This window comes from Thiolapillus sp., assembly GCF_048562965.1.
GTDB lineage: Bacteria > Pseudomonadota > Gammaproteobacteria > Chromatiales > Chromatiaceae > Thiolapillus > Thiolapillus brandeum_A.
Genome location: NZ_JBHNMF010000965.1, coordinates 1 through 1,067, shown reverse-complemented (window position 1 = coordinate 1,067; position 1,067 = coordinate 1). Strand labels below are relative to the sequence as shown.

Sequence of the window (1,067 nt, the reverse complement as noted above, 5' to 3'; positions counted from 1 at the left end):
ACGGCGCACCTTCGGTGGCATCAGACATGTCCATCGATTTCTCCTATGTCGTGAAATTCCAGGAGAAAGTCTGCACAGGGTCAGGTGGGGAAAACAGGTGTGGATTCTTGGGCGCTTACTTACAACCCGCGGGAAATACCATGTTCAGAAAATGCTGCTAATCGAGAGAAATTTTTCAAAACGGCATTACATCTCTTTCCGTTTAAGGTTGTTAATCAGCGTGCAAAACTGACCAGGAATTGGGGGAAAACAGCGTCGACGGAGCGCTTCTTCAACAGCCTGAAGCGGGAATGGCTGACTGGCAATATGTATCCGACCCGGGAAGCAGCTGTGGACGACGTGAGAGCTTATATCGCGTACTACAACTCAGATCGTCTGCATACGACATTGGGTGACCTGACACCCATCGAATTTGAGCAACGTGCTTAGCCAGGTGTCCGGTTGGAGTTGACCACAACAAACACATAGGAATCCTCCTGCGTCAGACACGAGCGGAAGCGCCCCTCCCACAAGGTCCCGCTGCGCCGGTACGTCCGATTGACGTATTGGACATACCGCTGCCCCAATCGCTTCACCAATTCACCCGCGCCACTGGCGGTTGTGGGCGTAAGCAACAGATGGACGTGATTGGTCATCAGCACATAGGCATGTACCGCACACCCGGCATCCTTGGCATAGGTAATCAACCACTCCAGATAGTACCGGTAATCATCCTCCGTAAAGAAACACGCCTGCCGATTGTTTCCCCGCTGGATCAAGTGCAGCGGAACACCTGGCAAAACGATCCTTGGGCGTCGTTGCATGGTCAACTGTTGGTTAATGGGGATCAGGCTGAAGCAGAGCACAAAAAACCGTGGTCTGTCCCCTATTATTGAAAAAAACGTGGTCTGCCCCCTATTACTTTCTATTACTTTGAACCTGATGATCCTGCTGAGGATCTTTTTTGCCTTCAAGCGTGTCTTCGGCCTCGTGATAGATTTTGGGACATCCCAGTCCCCAAAATCGACTCGGCCTTTGACAACCTATTGGTGCCCCAGCCGTCCTGGTCACCAAGCACTACGCAACAA

General features: G+C 51.6%; 1 protein-coding gene and 1 pseudogene. One reads left to right on the top strand and one right to left on the bottom strand.

The features are described 5' to 3' along the window. Positions 1 to 252: 252 nt before the first annotated feature. Positions 253 to 451, top strand: a pseudogene (locus ACOCD2_RS21520) (IS3 family transposase); the annotation flags it as partial. Here ACOCD2_RS21520 and ACOCD2_RS21515 read toward each other — a convergent pair. Beyond that, positions 426 to 953, bottom strand: a complete 528-nt coding sequence (locus ACOCD2_RS21515) for a transposase (protein ID WP_305801650.1) — start codon at positions 951 to 953, stop codon at positions 426 to 428. The pseudogene ACOCD2_RS21520 and the gene ACOCD2_RS21515 sit on opposite strands and share 26 nt — an antisense overlap. Positions 954 to 1,067 lie beyond the last annotated feature (114 nt).